This window comes from Micromonospora sp. CNZ322, from assembly GCF_007827755.1.
On sequence record NZ_VITD01000001.1, the window covers coordinates 1 to 14,151 of the forward strand.

The window sequence follows — 14,151 nt, forward strand, 5'->3', positions numbered from 1 at the left end:
CCTACATCAGCCTCACCCGAGCAGCCTGATCAACAACACCTGACACATCTATCGGGACTTCCCCTTGACACATGTCTCGGGACAGCACAGTCAGCCCTCGGAACGAAAACCGTCCAAGATCTACGGTGCCGCGATGTGGAGGAGCGGGCGAGCGGCCCGGTCAGTCGAGCAGGGCGTCCAGGCCGACGGTGAGGCCGGGGCGGTTGCGCACCGCGCGGACGGCCAGCAGCACACCCGGCATGAACGACACCCGGTCGTACGAGTCGTGCCGGATGGTCAGCGTCTCGCCGGTGCCGCCGAACAGCACCTCCTGGTGGGCGACCAGGCCGGTGGCGCGCACCGCGTGGACGCGTACCCCCTCGATGTCGGCGCCGCGCGCACCCGGCACCTCGTCCTTGGTGGCGTCCGGGACCGGGCCGAGGCCCGCCTCGGCGCGGGCCCGGGCGATCTGGCGGGCGGTGTGGGTGGCGGTGCCGCTCGGTGCGTCCAACTTGCGCGGGTGGTGCTGCTCGATGATCTCGACGGACTCGAAGTGTCGGGCGGCCCGCACGGCGAACTGCATCATCAGCACCGCGCCGATCCCGAAGTTCGGGGCGATGACCACGCCCACCTCGGGCTTGTCGGCCAGCCAGCCGCGCACCTGCTCCAGCCGCTGCTCGGTGAAGCCGGTCGTGCCGACCACCGCGCTGATGCCCTGCTCGATGCACCACCGGAGGTTGTCCATGACGACGTCCGGCGTGGTGAAGTCGACGATCACCTCGGCGGCGGAGACGGAGGAGCGGCTGTCGCCCTGGTCGACCGCCGCGGTCAGAGCGAGATCGTCGGCGGCGTCGACCGCCTTGCAGACCTCGATGCCCATCCGGCCGCGCGCACCAAACACGCCGACCCGCAGCTGCTGGGCCGGGGTCTTTCCCTGCTCGTCAGTCACGGGGCACAACCTATCCCAATCGGGACGGGCCCTTCCGGCCGGATCCGCTCTGCTCCACCGGCCGGGACGCCCGATCGGGGTGCCTCGACCGGGCCGGGCGGCAGACCTCAGACCGCGAAGTCGCCGGCACCGAACGGGCCCACCACGGCCAGCGACATCGGCCGGCTGAGCAGCTCGGCGGCGAGGACGTTCACGTCTTCCACGGTGACCTCGTCGACCCGGCGGAGCAGTTCGTCGACCGGCATCAGGTCGCCGTAGAGCAGCTCACCCTTGGCCAGCCGGCTCATCCGCGAACCGGTGTCCTCCAGGCCGAGCACGAACGAGCCCTTGCTCATCCCCTTGCCCCGGGCCACCTCGGCCTCGGTCAACCCGTCAGCGGCCACCCGGGCCAGCTCGGCGCGGGTCAGGGCCAGCACCTCGTCCACCTTGCCGGGGGCGCAGCCAGCGTAGACGGCGAACAGGCCGGTGTCGGCGTACTGGCTGGCGTAGGAGTAGACCGAGTACGCGAGGCCGCGCTGCTCGCGGATCTCCTGGAAGAGGCGGCTGGACATGCCGCCGCCGAGCACGTTGTTGAGCACCCCGAGGGCGAACCGCCGATCGTCGAGCCGGTCGATGCCGGGGCAGCCGAGGATGACGTGTGCCTGCTCGGTCTCCTTCGGCTCCACGACTGTGGTCGCCGGCTTGGTGCGTACCGCCGGGGTCGCCGCGCGGTGCGGCGCCGGGCTGGCCGGGTCGCTGTCCAGCGGGGTGCCACGCACGGCCTGACGGACCAGCTTGACCACCGCCGCGTGGTCGAGGTTGCCGGCGGCGGCGATGACGATCTGCGGCGCGGTGTAGCGACCCCGGTAGAAGCTCTGGATCTGCCGCCGGGTCATCGGGGTGACGGTCTCCGCGGTGCCGGAGATCAGCCGGCCCAGCGGGTGATCGCCGTAGACGGCCTGGACGAAGAGGTCGTGCACCTCGTCACCCGGCTCGTCGTCGTGCATGGCGATCTCCTCCAGGATCACGCCACGCTCGGTCTCGACGTCGGCCGGCTCCAACAGCGAGTCGGCGACCAGGTCGCACATCACGTCGATCGCCAGCGGCAGGTCCTCGTCCAGCACGCGGGCGTAGTAGCAGGTGTATTCCTTCGTGGTGAAGGCGTTGGTCTCGCCACCCACCGCCTCGATCTGCGAGGAGATCTCCAGCGCGGTGCGCTTGTGCGTGCCCTTGAAGAGCAGGTGCTCGAGGAAGTGCGCGGCACCGGCCTGCGGGCCGGTCTCGTCACGCGAGCCGACCGCCACCCAGATGCCGAACGAGACGCTGCGCATCGCCGGAATCGCCTCGGTGAGGACGCGCAGACCGCTGGGCAGCACGGTACGACGTACCGTGCCGCCCAGCGGGTCGTCGCTGAGCGTCCGGGTCACCGCGCGGGCGGTGCCGCCGGAGCGGCCCGCCCCGGTGTCCCGAGACGGCGCCACCCCCCGTCGATCCGGTGGAAACGGCGCGCTGATGGCCCGACTCACGACTTGCTCCCGGTTCGACGAGGGGTGGGTGATGCGTTGTACGACGGTCAGCTGTGCCGGGTCCGACGGCGCGGACGCTCGCCGCCCTCGCCACCCTCGCCGCCGCCGCCGTTGCCGTTGCCGCCCTCGCCGCCGCGCTCCGGGCCACGCCCGCCACGGTCGCCGCCACGCTCGCGGTCGCCGCGGTCACGCGGAGCTCGGTCGCCCCGGTCCCGACCAGCCGGCCGGTCGCCAGCGGCGGCCTCACCGGCGGCCGGAGCCTCGGTGCCCTCCGGGCGGACCTTGTCGAGGTAGATCTTGCCGCGGGCGTCGATGTCCGCGATCTCGACCTCGACCCGGTCACCGACGTTGAGGAAGTCCTCAACACGCTCGACGCGCTTGCCGTCGCCCACCTTGGAGATGTGCAGCAGGCCGTCACGGCCCGGCAGGAGCGAGATGAACGCGCCGAACGCGGCGGTCTTGACCACAGTGCCGAGGAACCGCTCGCCCTGCTTCGGCAGCGTCGGGTTGGCGATGCCGTTGATCCGGTCGACGGCCGCCTGGGCCGACGGGCCGTTGGTGGCGCCGACGTAGATCGTGCCGTCGTCCTCGATAGAGATCTCGGCGCCGGTCTCGTCCTGGATCGCGTTGATGGTCTGCCCCTTCGGGCCGATCACCATGCCGATCTTGTCCACCGGGATCTTGACGGTGGTGACCCGCGGCGCGTAGTCGGACATCTCGGCCGGAGCCTCGATCGCCGCCTTCATGACCCCGAGGATGATCTGCCGGGCCTCGTTCGCCTGCTGCAGCGCGGCGGCCAGCACGTCCGACGGGATGCCGTTGAGCTTGGTGTCGAGCTGGAGCGCGGTGACGAACTCCGGCGTGCCGGCGACCTTGAAGTCCATGTCACCGAACGCGTCCTCGGCACCGAGGATGTCGGTCAGCGTCACGTACTGGGTCTTGCCGTCCACCTCGTCGGAGATGAGCCCCATCGCGATGCCGGCGACCGGCGCCTTCAGCGGAACACCCGCGGAGAGCAGGCCCAGCGTCGAGGCGCAGACCGAACCCATCGAGGTGGAGCCGTTGGAGCCGAGCGCCTCCGACACCTGCCGGATGGCGTACGGGAACTCCTCGCGCGACGGCAGCACCGGGATCAGCGCACGCTCGGCGAGGGCGCCGTGGCCGATCTCGCGACGCTTCGGCGAGCCGACCCGGCCGGTCTCACCGGTCGAGTACGGCGGGAAGTTGTAGTTGTGCATGTAGCGCTTGCGGTTCTCGGGGGACAGCGTGTCCACCATCTGCTCCATGCGGAGCATGTTCAGCGTGGTGACGCCCAGGATCTGGGTCTCGCCCCGCTCGAACAGCGCCGAACCGTGCACCCGGGGCAGCACGCCGACCTCGGCGGTCAGCGCCCGGATGTCGCGCGGGCCACGCCCGTCCATGCGGACCTGCTCGCGCAGCACGCGGTTGCGCACCTCGGACTTGGTCAGCGACCGGAAGGCAGCGCTGAGCTCCTTCTCCCGACCCTCGAACCGTGCGCCCAGCTCCTCGGCGACCCGGGCCTTGACCCGGTCCAGGGCCTCCTCGCGGTCGGCCTTGCCGGCGATGGTGATCGCCTCGGCCACGTCGCCGCGGGCCAGCTCGGAGACGGCGTCGTACACGTCGTCCTGGTAGTCCAGGAAGACCGGGAACTCGGTGACCGGCTTGGCGGCAACCTCGGCCAGCTCGCTCTGCGCACGGCACAGCTCACGGATCGCCGGCTTCGCGGCCTCCAGGCCGCTGGCGACGACCTCCTCGGTCGGGGCGGTGGCACCGGCCGAGATGAGGGCCACGGCGTTCGGGGTGGCCTCGGCCTCGACCATCATGATCGCGACGTCGCCGTCCTCGAGCGTGCGACCGGCCACGACCATGTCGAAGGTGGCGCGAGCCAGCTCCTCCAGGGTCGGGAAGGCGACCCACTGGCCGTCGATGTGGGCGACGCGGGTCGCCCCGATCGGGCCGGAGAACGGCAGGCCGGAGAGCTTGGTCGACATCGAGGCGGCGTTGATCGCCACGACGTCGTACGGGTGCTGCGGGTCGAGCGCGAGGATGGTCTCGACGACCTGGACCTCGTTGCGCAGGCCCTTGACGAAGGACGGGCGCAGCGGCCGGTCGATCAGCCGGCAGGTGAGGATCGCGTCCTCGCTGGGCCGACCCTCACGGCGGAAGAACGAGCCGGGGATGCGGCCCGCGGCGTACATCCGCTCCTCGACGTCGACGGTCAGCGGGAAGAAGTCGAACTGCTCCTTCGGGTGCTTACCGGCGGTCGTGGCGGAGAGAACGACCGTCTCGCCCAGCTGGGCGATGACGGAACCGGCGGCCTGGCGAGCCAGCCGACCGGTGGAGAAGGTGATCTCGCGGGTGCCGAAGGACCCGTTGTCGATCACGGCGGTGCGGGATTCGGTGCCGAGTTTGGTCTCGGTCATGTGCTGTCGTGCTCCTTCGCGTCGTGGGCCCACGACATCGGGGAGCTGCTCAGCCGGCCGGTCTTCGATCGAAGCGCCCGGGTGGCCGGCATGATGCCGGAGTTCCCGGGGGCCACTACCGGAGACCGGTACGCTGACCGGCTCCCTCTCGGGTGGTCGCGCGGCCCGTGTTTCTTCAGGTGGGACGCGGTACGGGGGAGCGGCCGTCCGGCCACTCCCCCGTCACGTCACCGGCGCAGACCGAGCCGCTCGATGAGCGACCGGTAGCGGGCAATGTCCTTCTTCTGGACGTAGTTGAGCAACCGACGGCGCCGGCCGACCAGCAGCAGCAGCCCACGGCGGCTGTGGTGGTCGTGCTTGTGCACCTTCAGGTGCTCGGTCAGCTCGGCGATCCGCTTGGTGAGGACCGCAACCTGGACCTCCGGCGAACCGGTGTCGCCCTCGGCGGTCGCGTACTCCGCGCGGATGCTGGCCTTGGCTTCCTGATCGAGCGCCATGTTCTCCCTGTTTCGATGGGTTGATCAAGTGGGTGTCCGTCGTCCCGATGGACCGGGAACGGACCGGTACCTCGCACCCGCGGCGTCGAGCAGGCACGCGAGGCCCCACGCCGGTCACCCGACGTCCCGGCAAGACTACCAGCACTCGCCGGTAACACCCGGCGAAGGGCCTCGGTGGCGGCCCGGCACCCCCGCAGGATCAGGCCAGTACGCGCCGGGTGCGCTCGACGTCCTGATTCATCTGGGCGATCAACGGCTCGATCGAGTCGTACCGGATCTGACCACGCAGGTGCGCCACGAAGTCCAGGGCCAGCCGCTCGCCGTACAGGTCGCCGGAGAAGTCCAGCGCGTACGCCTCGACCCGCCGCTCCCGGCCGGAGAAGGTCGGGTTGGTGCCCACCGACACCGCCGCCAACAGCGGCTCGTGCTGACCGCGGCGGATCAGCCGGGCCGCGTAGACGCCGTCGGCGGGCACCGCCGCGTACCGGTGGCAGAGCAGGTTGGCGGTGGGGAAGCCCAGTTCCCGGCCCCGCTGGTCGCCGCGGACCACGACGCCTTCCACCCGGTGTGGGCGGCCCAGCGCGGCGGCCGCGGCGCCCACGTCACCCGCGTCGACGCAGGACCGGATGTACGTGGAGGAGAAGACGGTGCCGGCCTCGGCGACCAGCGGGGCGCCCTCCACGCCGAAGCCGAACGTCTGACCCAGCCGTTCCAACAACGCCACGTCGCCAGCGGCCCGGTGCCCGAAGCGGAAGTTGCTGCCGACCACCACCAACGCCGCGTGCAGGTGCTCGACCAGGACGTCGTGCACGAACTGCTCGGCCGGCACCCGGGAGAACTCCGAGGTGAACGGGACCACGCAGAGCACGTCCACGCCCAGCGCCTCGATCAGCTCGGCCTTACGGGCCGGCTCGGTGAGCACCGCCGGGTGCGAACCGGGGCGGACCACCTCGGCCGGGTGCGGGTCGAAGGTGACCACCACCGACTGCACGCCCAACTCGCGGGCCCGGGCCACCGCGTGCCCGATCGTCGCCTGGTGCCCTTTGTGCACGCCGTCGAAGACGCCGATGGTGACCACCGAGCGTCCCCACCCGCCGGGCGCCGCGTCGTAGCCCCGCCACCGCTGCATGCCGTTCCTCTCTGCTGTCCCGCCGGCCGGCGGGTCGTCACCGCCGGCTGCGGGCCGGCGGACCTGCGCTGCGCTGTCAGGCCGGTGCGAGCACGATCTCCGCGCGGGCCCGCCCGTCCCGCTCGCTGACGATAGCGATCAGGCCGCCGGTCGGCCCGAAGACGGCGTACGGCCCGGTGAGGCCGGCCGGGTCCAGTGACCCACCGTGGGCGAGCACCCGGGCCTCGTCCGGCGTGGCCTCCCGGCGCGCGAAGAACCGGTCGGCCGCCGCGTCCAGTGGCAGGTTCACCACGTCCGGGGCGCGCTGCTCCAACTCGTCGAGCGTCGCCGCCTCGGCGAGGGTGAAGCCACCCACAGCGGTACGCCGCAGGGCAGTGAGGTGCCCGCCGACGCCGAGCGCCAGGCCGGCGTCCCGGGCGATGGCCCTGATGTACGTGCCGGAGGAGCAGGTCACGTCGACGTCCACGTCCACCACGTCCGGCTCGGTGCGACGGATCGCCAGCACCTCCAGCCGGGAGATGGTGACCCGCCGCGCCGGCAGTTCCACGCTCTCCCCGTCGCGGACCCGCTTGTACGCCCGCTGCCCGTCGATCTTGATGGCGCTGACGGCGCTCGGCACCTGGTCGACCTCGCCGCTGAGCCCGGCCAGCGTCGACCGGATCGCGTCGTCGGTGACCTGCCCGGCCGGCACGGTGGCGGTCACGTCGCCCTCGGCGTCGTCGGTGACCGTGGTCTGGCCGAGCCGGATGGTGCCGGTGTAGCTCTTGCCCGCGCCGATCACGTAGGTCAGCAGCCGGGTGGCCCGACCGACACCGATCACCAGGACGCCGGTCGCCATCGGGTCGAGGGTGCCGCCGTGCCCGACCCGTCGGGTCTTCGCCAATCGGCGGATGCGCGCCACCACGTCGTGCGACGTCATGCCGCCGGGCTTGTCGACCACGATCAGACCATCGGTGCTCACGTCGGCCAAGCCTGCCAGATGGCACGTACTCCGCAGTGCGTGGGCACGCCCGGCGTGACCCCAGCCTCCGCGCCGAGGGCTGAGCCGGGTTCGTCGGGACGGGGCGTCCATCCGGCGTTTTGTCCGGCGAGGACAGCCGGCCGGCCTCCCCGGATGCAAAGATCATCCGCCCGTTGCCATCACCGAGAGATCAGGCCTGCCGATGACCACCGACCGACCGCCGGGCCACGAACACCGCGCTCGGGTCGACCTTCCGGACTGGATGCGGGATCCGACGCCGACGCGGCGGACCCCGGCGCGCTACGTCGACGACCTGATCGAGGGCCGGCCGGCGCTCCGGGCCGCCCGCCGAGCGGTGTGGCACTGGCGCGGCCGGACCAGATGGAGCGAGTCGCACTCGCACCTCGTCGCCGTGCTGTCGTTCGTCGTGGCCGCCGCCCTCGGGGCCGCCCTGGTGACCGGCGCCTACTATCTGCTCGCGCTGGCCACCAGCGGCGGATCCTGACGGAGGAACCATGGAGAACACCCCGCCGAGGGAGCCCGCATCGACGGACCCGATCGACCCGCCACCGCCGCCCGCCGCGGTAGCTCAGGTCAACCCGGTGCAGCTACCGGATTGGCTACGGTCACCGCAGACCGAGCACCAGCCCACCGGGTGGGACCGGGTCCGTTTCTTCTCGGCCCGGCACAACGGGGCCCTGCTGCTCGGCCTCGGGCTGGTGATGGCGCTGCTGATGGTCGTCGGCGGGGTGGTGTTGTTCGGTCGGGTCGCCGATGGTGTCCGCACGTCCGCCTCGGCGAGCCCCACACCGAGCCTCACCCCGCCGGTGAGCAGGGTCGGCGAACCACGGGACCTGTTCGCCGGGTCGCCGGCGGCCTCCTTCGCGCCTGCCGAGGAGGCCGTGCGGATGCCGGCGGCCAAGGGCACCGGGCCGTTCACAGCGGCCCAGGTGCGGACCGCGCTGGAGTCGGTGCGCAAGGCACTGATCGAGAGCCGGGTCGACATCTCGATGTTCTCCGGGGATCCGGAGCCGTTCCTCGCGCTGCTCGCCCCGGACGCTCGCGAACAGCTCCGGGGAGACTTCACCAACGGCAGCTTCCTGCGGTACGCCACGAGGATGGCGTCGCCGTCGGAGTGGGAGTTCGGCGTCCGCGCCGACGGCCGGGTCAGTTACCGGGCCACCAGGCAGGAGGGCATCCGAGTGCTGGAGGTCTCCACGGAGTTCGTCTGGGCGTACCCGTTCGACGTGGACCGGCGGGCGCCCGCCGGCGCGACGGTGGTGGCGCTGCGCGACCAGGTGGTGTGGCAGGTGCCGCACCCGGACGACGTGCCGGCGTCGGCCCGGGGCCTCTGGGTCACCTCGGCGGAGGCCGTGACCTGGAACGCGGACTGCGCCCAACTTCGTGAGGGCTGGGTGCGGGAGCAGTTCTGGGTGGCCGACCTGCACGGGAACCGGATACCCGCCGGCGACCCGGGCACCATCTTCGACCTTGGCGCGCCCGCGCCGACCACCACGCGCTGCTGACCGGCCGCCCCGGCGACCCGGTCAGCGGACCGCCCCGGTCACCGCCCACCTGCCGTTGCGCAGTCGCAGCAGCAGGGCCACCAGCCGGATCACCACGAACACCGTGAGCCCGGCCCAGATGCCGCCCAGCCCGAGGTTGAACGCGTACGCCAGCCAGATGGCCGGCAGGAAACCGCCGAGCGCCGCCACGATGGTGAGGTTACGCAGGTAACGCACGTCGCCGGCGCCGATCAGCACGCCGTCGAGGGCGAACACCACCCCGGCCAGCGGCAGCATGACGACGAACCACGGCCAGGCCACCATGGCCTGCTCGCGTACCCCCTGATCGGAGCTGAACCACGACGGCACCACGCCCGCGCCGGCGGCGACGAGCAGCGCGAAGCCCACGCCGCAGACGCCGCCGAGCAGCCCGACCCGGCGGGCGAGCGCCCGCGCACCCGCGTCGTCGCCGGCGCCGAGCGCGGCACCGACCAGGGACTGCGCGGCGATGGCGAGGGCGTCGAGCACCAGCGCGGTGAAGAACCAGAGTTGCAGGGCGATCTGGTGGGCGCCGACCGCGGCGGCGCCGAAGCGGGCGGCGACAGCGGTCGCGGACAGGAAGCTGGCCTGGAACGCCAGCCCACGGATCAGCAGGTCCCGGCTGAGCACCAGTTGTTGGCGGATCACGCGGGGTTGGGGCCGCAGCGACAGCCGCTCACCGACCAGGGCGGCGGCGAAGAGCACCCCGCAGAGCGTCTGCGCGACGACGTTGGCCACTGCCGAGCCGACCAGACCCAGCCCGCCGGGGTAGACCAGCAGCGGACAGAGCAGCGCGGAGAGCAGGTTGGGGCCGAGCACGAAGTACAGGGGGCGGCGAGTGTCCTGCACGCCGCGCAGCCAGCCGTTGCCGGCGGCGGCGAGGAGCAGGCCGGGAGCGCCGAGGGCCGCGATCCGCAACCACTGGGCGGCGGCGTCGGCGACTTCGCCACCACCACCGGCGAGGGTACGCGCGAGCGCGCCGCCGCCGACCTGCATGCCGATCGCGATCAGCAGACCGACACCGAACGCCAACCAGGACGACTGGACGCCCTCGGCGACCGCGGCGGCCCGGTCACCAGCGCCGAACCGGCGGGCGGCGCGGCCGGTGGTGCCGTAGGCGACAACGGTGCCCACCCAGGCGGTGAGCGTCATGACCGTGCCGCCGACGGCGAGCGCGGCGAGCGGTACCCGGCCGAGGTGACCGACCACTGCGGTGTCGACCAGCACGTAGAGCGGTTCGGCGGCGAGCACCACGAGGGCAGGCAGGGCGAGCGCGGCGATCCGCCGGGGCGAGGCGGGTCGGTGAGCGGTGGTGGCGTGGTTCATCGCCGCCGATCCTGGCATGGCCACGGTAAGGAGCACAAGGCCACTGGTGACTTACGGGCCAACCTCTCTGCCGGCTCTGCGGAGGCCACCGAGTATCGAGGCCCTGACGCGCCACCTGTCGCCGGCATCCCGGTTTGCGGCGCTCACTACCCTGTCCGAGGCTCCCACGCGGGGGCACCACGACAGCGATAGGCCTAATGACAGTGAGCGACAGTTACCCTCCGCCCGACCCGAACATCACCCCCTGGAGCGGCCCGCCGGCCCCACAGCAGGGCGGCTACCCGCCGTACGGACAGCCACCACCCCAGCCGTATTACGGCACACCACCACCGCCGGACAAGTCGAACAAGGGCCTGATCATCGGGCTGGTCGCCGGCGCGGTGGTCGTCATACTCGCCATCTGCGGGGCCGGAATCGGCATCCTGCTCGCCTACGACGACGACGAGCCCGCACGGGACACGTCCTCCACCCCCACGCCGGGCACCGGCAGCACGCCAGGCACGGGGACCGTCCCCACGCCGGGGCAGGCGGATCCACCGAACAACAACGCGATGACCGCCCGTTACTCCAGCGACATGGCGAACGTCTGCGAAGGCAGCCCGATCCTGAACGCGGCGCCCTACAGCGGCCCGGCCGGCGCCAAGGCGTACACGTTCTCGAACAACCCCGACCGGCCGACGTCCTGGTCGTCGACGTACGTTCCCTCGGACAAGTCCTACTACGCCAAGGGCGCGGACTACCAGAAGGTGTCGGTGGTCGGTTGCCTGAAGTTCGACGAGGGCAGCCAGGGCGTCCCGAAGAAGTGTCAGTACAAGGACAAGGCGGAGAAGCAGGTCACCATCGACTACGTCTCGTCGCGCTACACCCTGACCTTCTACGCGGCCAAGACCGCCGAGAAGATCGGCGACGGCGGCACAGTGACCGCCCCGACGAACAGGTGCCCGAGTTTCATCTCGTACGACAAGACCACCATGAGGGCGTACGCGACGCCGGACTCCGGCACCATCGAGGCGGCCCTGGACACGTTCCTGTCCTGAACGACTCGACCCCCAGTGGCGGCCGGACGGTCACGCCGTCGGCGCGGCGCGTCGGCGGCGGTCACCACCGGTCGAGACGAGTCACTGACGGGTGTCCATCGACGTCTGCAGCGCGCGGCGGGCCTGCTCGCGGGCGTCGTCGGTGGTGGTCTCGGGCTTGGGCTTGTTCGGCATGGTGGCGCTCCCCTTCCCAGGGCGTGAGCCGCCGACACGCGGCGGCCCTCACGGGCGGTCCTGCTGAGCGCCCCACGGCGGTCCGGGGTTACCGGAGCAGCCGACTGGGCAGCGTGAGCCCGGGTCGATCCGACCCTGGAGGGAGGCGGCACGGGGTGTGGCACCACCGCCCATGACCTGCACCGCTACGCGGCACCGGCCTTCTCCCAAGTTATCGTTCAGGTCCACATACTGCTTACGGTTCCCGCCATTTGGGCGGTCGGCAGCCCGGCTCAGCGAGCCAGGAAATGCCAGCCCAGCCACCACCAGAACCCGAACAGACCGATCCGGCCCACCGGCACCGGACCGACCTCGTAGCGCATCACATAGGCACAGACCTCGCCCAGGGTGGGGATCCGTGACCCCTCCCGCCGGGCCAACCACTCGACCACCGCGAAGAGGATCAGCGCGGCGAGGAAGCCGCCGATCGCGAGCGCGCGCATCATCGCCGCACCAGCCCCCAGAAGGCGGCCAACCAGGCGAACCAGACCGCCGACCGGGTCAGTTGATCCTCCAGGAGAGGATCGGCCAACCGGGAGAAGGTGGGAAAGTCATCGCCGGCAGCCAGCACGAAGGTCACGCCCTCGAAGACCCCGAAGACCACCACCGGCACCGCCCACCAGACCGCCCCCGTGCCCAGCCGGCGCGGCGCCGGCCGACGGGGCACCCGGTTGCTCAGACCGAGCCAGATCAGCACCCCACCCGTCCCGAGGGTGAACAGATTCGCCTCGGTGGAGAAGGACGCGAACCGGCCACCGACGAGCGACAGGCAGACGAGGACGGGAACGGAGACGGCGGGCCGGTCCCAGGCGCGGGGGGCCTCCACGGTGAGGTCGTGCGGCTGCTCCATCCCGCAATTCTTCCCGGTATCACGGAACGCGGGAAGACCAACACTCCCCGGAGCTGACCCTGATCTTCCGGACCGACGGATCGATGGCGGTCGAAGGCGCGTCAGCCGATGAGCGCCGCGTCCAGCTGACTGCGGATCGACTCGACCACCTGCTCGGCGGTGCCCCGACCGGTGAACCCGGCCGCGAACGTGTGCCCACCACCGCCCAGCGCCACCGCGACCCGACTGACGTCCACCGCACCCTTGCTGCGCATCGACACCGCCCACTCGGCAGGCCTGGTCTGCTTCACCACACAGCTCACATCCGCCTCGGCGGTACAGCGCACGGAGTCGATCAGCGCCTCCAGCACGTACGGCCGCTGGTCGTGCCGGGCCAGGTCATCGAGGGTGGCGAAGGTCCAGACCAGGCCGCGACCTCCGGCGGCGGCCGGCTCCAGTCGAGCCCGGCCGAGCACCTCACCGAAGAGGCGGACCGCGCCGAAGGGCCGGGTGTCGAAGACCCGCCGGGAGATGTCACCCGGCGAGATGCCGGTCGCCAGCAATCGCGCGGCCATCTGATGCACCGCCGGAGTGGTCGCCTCGAACCGGAAGGAGCCGGTGTCAGTGGTCAGCGCCACGTAGAGGCACTCGGCGATGGCCGGATCCACCACCACCCCGAGCCGGGCCAACAGTTGTTCGGCCACGACCGACGTGGCCGCCGCACCCGCGTCGACCAGGTTGACAGTGCCGAAACCGGGGTTGGAGGCATGGTGGTCGAGCACCAGCGCCGCACCCGCCGACGACAACCGCCCGGCCAACTCGCCGAGACGCGACTCGCTCGCCGCGTCGAAGCAGATCACCAGATCGGGTGCCGAGTCGGCGGCGTCCGCCGGCACCAGCAGGTCCAGCCCGGGCAGCCCCCGGAGCGGCTCCGGCAGCTCCGGCGGCCCGGGGAAGGTCGCCTGCACGTCGCGTACGCCGAACTGCCGCAGGCCCAGGCCGAAGCCGAGCATGCTGCCCAGCGCGTCGCCGTCCGGATTGATGTGGCAGATCAGCAGCACCCGGGCGGTCGGCGGGAGAGCCCGCACCAACGCCTCGGCCGCGGCCCAGTCCGCCTCGGCGGGGCCGAGCCCGGCTGCCCCGGCGGACGGGGCGCTTGCGGTGCTGGTCACGGAGTTTCCCCACCCCGCGGGGTCTCCTTGACGTCGGTGGCCTCGTCGGCCTCGTCCGTCTCGTCCGCCTCATCCTCGTCGTCCACCCGGTACGGCTGGGCCTCGCCCGCGTACTTCGCCTGGGCGGCGAGCCGCTGCACCTCGGCGTCGGCGTTGCGGGCGGCGGCGAGCAGGTCGTCGATGTGCTTGACCTGGTCCTGCACGTCGTCGAGGACGAACGTGAGGGTCGGCGAGTGGCGCAGCCCGAGGGCCTTGCCGACAGTGCTGCGCAGCAGCCCCTTGGCGCTCTCCAGCGCCGCCGCGGTGTCCGCCTGGGCCACCGAGTCACCGAGCACTGTGTAGAAGACCGTCGCGTCACGCAGGTCAGCGGTAATCCGGGCATCGGTGATGGTGATCATCCCGAGCCGCGGGTCCTTGATCTGGCTCCGCACCACCGACGCGACCAGCTCACGCACCCGTTCCGCGTGCCGGCGTACCTTGGCCGGATCAGACATCTCGCCACCTCCACGGCGTCCTGCTTCCGGCCGACCCGGCGGCCCGCAGGCCGCCGGCCGACCGGCCAACAT

Annotated in this window: 14 protein-coding genes; 3 read left to right on the forward strand and 11 right to left on the reverse strand. The window is 71.7% G+C overall.

What is annotated here, in order from left to right; translation table 11 throughout:
- Positions 1-160 precede the first annotated feature (160 nt).
- The 6 genes from dapB to truB all read right to left on the reverse strand — a co-directional run bounded on the left by dapB (position 161) and on the right by truB (position 7,464).
- Positions 161-928: a 4-hydroxy-tetrahydrodipicolinate reductase gene (dapB, locus tag FB453_RS00005; RefSeq protein WP_145786647.1), complete on the reverse strand. Its 768-nt coding sequence runs from the start codon at positions 926-928 to the stop codon at positions 161-163.
- 107 nt (positions 929-1,035) lie between these two features.
- Positions 1,036-2,433: a M16 family metallopeptidase gene (locus tag FB453_RS00010; RefSeq protein ID WP_145786649.1), complete on the reverse strand. Its 1,398-nt coding sequence runs from the start codon at positions 2,431-2,433 to the stop codon at positions 1,036-1,038.
- A gap of 47 nt (positions 2,434-2,480) precedes the next feature.
- Positions 2,481-4,877, reverse strand: a complete 2,397-nt coding sequence (locus FB453_RS00015) for a polyribonucleotide nucleotidyltransferase (RefSeq protein ID WP_145786651.1) — start codon at positions 4,875-4,877, stop codon at positions 2,481-2,483.
- Positions 4,878-5,104: 227 nt separating this feature from the next.
- Positions 5,105-5,374: a 30S ribosomal protein S15 gene (gene rpsO / locus FB453_RS00020; RefSeq protein ID WP_030337594.1), complete on the reverse strand. Its 270-nt coding sequence runs from the start codon at positions 5,372-5,374 to the stop codon at positions 5,105-5,107.
- Positions 5,375-5,573: 199 nt separating this feature from the next.
- Positions 5,574-6,503 (reverse strand): bifunctional riboflavin kinase/FAD synthetase, encoded by a 930-nt coding sequence (locus FB453_RS00025; protein ID WP_145786653.1) that lies wholly within the window; start codon positions 6,501-6,503, stop codon positions 5,574-5,576.
- Between the two features lie 76 nt (positions 6,504-6,579).
- Positions 6,580-7,464: a tRNA pseudouridine(55) synthase TruB gene (gene truB / locus FB453_RS00030; protein WP_145786655.1), complete on the reverse strand. Its 885-nt coding sequence runs from the start codon at positions 7,462-7,464 to the stop codon at positions 6,580-6,582.
- Positions 7,465-7,666: 202 nt separating this feature from the next.
- Between truB and FB453_RS00035 the strand changes: the two genes are divergently transcribed.
- Both FB453_RS00035 and FB453_RS00040 read left to right on the forward strand, forming a co-directional pair.
- Complete coding sequence (locus FB453_RS00035; RefSeq protein WP_145786657.1) at positions 7,667-7,969, forward strand: hypothetical protein; 303 nt, start codon at positions 7,667-7,669, stop codon at positions 7,967-7,969.
- A gap of 10 nt (positions 7,970-7,979) precedes the next feature.
- Positions 7,980-8,990, forward strand: a complete 1,011-nt coding sequence (locus FB453_RS00040) for a hypothetical protein (protein ID WP_145786659.1) — start codon at positions 7,980-7,982, stop codon at positions 8,988-8,990.
- 21 nt (positions 8,991-9,011) lie between these two features.
- Here FB453_RS00040 and FB453_RS00045 read toward each other — a convergent pair whose 3' ends face one another.
- Positions 9,012-10,334 carry an MATE family efflux transporter gene (locus FB453_RS00045; protein ID WP_145786661.1) on the reverse strand — a complete coding sequence of 441 codons (1,323 nt, stop codon included), beginning with the start codon at positions 10,332-10,334 and terminating at the stop codon, positions 9,012-9,014.
- A 197-nt stretch (positions 10,335-10,531) separates the two neighbouring features.
- On the opposite strand from FB453_RS00045, the gene FB453_RS00050 reads away from it, so the two are divergent.
- On the forward strand, positions 10,532-11,371 hold the full coding sequence (locus FB453_RS00050) for a hypothetical protein (RefSeq protein WP_486480113.1): 840 nt from the start codon (positions 10,532-10,534) through the stop codon (positions 11,369-11,371).
- Positions 11,372-11,817: 446 nt separating this feature from the next.
- Here FB453_RS00050 and FB453_RS00055 read toward each other — a convergent pair whose 3' ends face one another.
- From FB453_RS00055 to rbfA, 4 genes are all read right to left on the reverse strand, one after another.
- Entirely contained in the window at positions 11,818-12,027 is a 210-nt protein-coding gene (locus FB453_RS00055; protein ID WP_181518492.1) for a DUF6186 family protein, read from the reverse strand.
- Positions 12,027-12,434 (reverse strand): hypothetical protein, encoded by a 408-nt coding sequence (locus tag FB453_RS00060; protein ID WP_112586549.1) that lies wholly within the window; start codon positions 12,432-12,434, stop codon positions 12,027-12,029. The genes FB453_RS00055 and FB453_RS00060 overlap by 1 nt, the downstream gene beginning before the upstream one ends.
- A gap of 101 nt (positions 12,435-12,535) precedes the next feature.
- Positions 12,536-13,585, reverse strand: a complete 1,050-nt coding sequence (locus FB453_RS00065) for a DHH family phosphoesterase (protein WP_145786665.1) — start codon at positions 13,583-13,585, stop codon at positions 12,536-12,538.
- On the reverse strand, positions 13,582-14,079 hold the full coding sequence (rbfA, locus tag FB453_RS00070) for a 30S ribosome-binding factor RbfA (protein WP_145786667.1): 498 nt from the start codon (positions 14,077-14,079) through the stop codon (positions 13,582-13,584). The genes FB453_RS00065 and rbfA overlap by 4 nt, the downstream gene beginning before the upstream one ends.
- Positions 14,080-14,151 lie beyond the last annotated feature (72 nt).

What these genes read in the sequence shown, in the direction of transcription:
- FB453_RS00015 (WP_145786651.1), bottom strand. Translation starts at nt 4,877, where the DNA reads ATGACCGAGACCAAACTCGGCACCGAATCCCGCACCGCCGTGATCGAC.
- rpsO (WP_030337594.1), bottom strand. Translation starts at nt 5,374, where the DNA reads ATGGCGCTCGATCAGGAAGCCAAGGCCAGCATCCGCGCGGAGTACGCG.
- FB453_RS00025 (WP_145786653.1), bottom strand. Translation starts at nt 6,503, where the DNA reads ATGCAGCGGTGGCGGGGCTACGACGCGGCGCCCGGCGGGTGGGGACGC.
- FB453_RS00035 (WP_145786657.1), top strand. Translation starts at nt 7,667, where the DNA reads ATGACCACCGACCGACCGCCGGGCCACGAACACCGCGCTCGGGTCGAC.
- FB453_RS00040 (WP_145786659.1), top strand. Translation starts at nt 7,980, where the DNA reads ATGGAGAACACCCCGCCGAGGGAGCCCGCATCGACGGACCCGATCGAC.
- FB453_RS00045 (WP_145786661.1), bottom strand. Translation starts at nt 10,334, where the DNA reads ATGAACCACGCCACCACCGCTCACCGACCCGCCTCGCCCCGGCGGATC.
- FB453_RS00050 (WP_486480113.1), top strand. Translation starts at nt 10,532, where the DNA reads ATGACAGTGAGCGACAGTTACCCTCCGCCCGACCCGAACATCACCCCC.
- FB453_RS00055 (WP_181518492.1), bottom strand. Translation starts at nt 12,027, where the DNA reads ATGCGCGCGCTCGCGATCGGCGGCTTCCTCGCCGCGCTGATCCTCTTC.
- FB453_RS00060 (WP_112586549.1), bottom strand. Translation starts at nt 12,434, where the DNA reads ATGGAGCAGCCGCACGACCTCACCGTGGAGGCCCCCCGCGCCTGGGAC.
- rbfA (WP_145786667.1), bottom strand. Translation starts at nt 14,079, where the DNA reads ATGTCTGATCCGGCCAAGGTACGCCGGCACGCGGAACGGGTGCGTGAG.